At 34.1% G+C, this 355-nt stretch carries 1 protein-coding gene; it reads right to left on the reverse strand.

Annotated features, from left to right (window positions below):
• A partial coding sequence (locus ACIR131C_RS26540) for an asparagine synthase-related protein (RefSeq protein WP_231395378.1) occupies window positions 1-355 on the reverse strand: 355 nt, incomplete at both ends.

The raw sequence follows: 355 nt of genomic DNA on the forward strand, positions 1-355 counted from the left end.
AAAGGTAATGTATTTAGTTTTTTACTCCATTTTACCATTTGAGGAACTTTTTGAAATGATTTATAGCCACCAAAAATTTCATCTCCACCCAAACCTGATAATACTACTTTCATGTTATGGTCATGGGCAAATTTAGAGACACAAAATGTATTAAAGCCATCAATACTTGGTTGATCAATTGCTGCGAGGAAATCGGGTAATATGCTCTTAGCAAAGGATGATGTAACTTGATATTCTGTGTGTTTTGCACCAAAATGATTAGCGATTTTTTGAGCCAATTCCCCTTCATTGAATTCTGACTCAGCAAAAGCTATGGAGTAGGTAGATAATTGAGATTTTTGAGTTTGAGTTGCTA

The organism is Dolichospermum circinale AWQC131C (assembly GCF_000426905.1).
In the GTDB taxonomy this organism is placed as follows: Bacteria; Cyanobacteriota; Cyanobacteriia; order Cyanobacteriales; family Nostocaceae; genus Dolichospermum; species Dolichospermum circinale.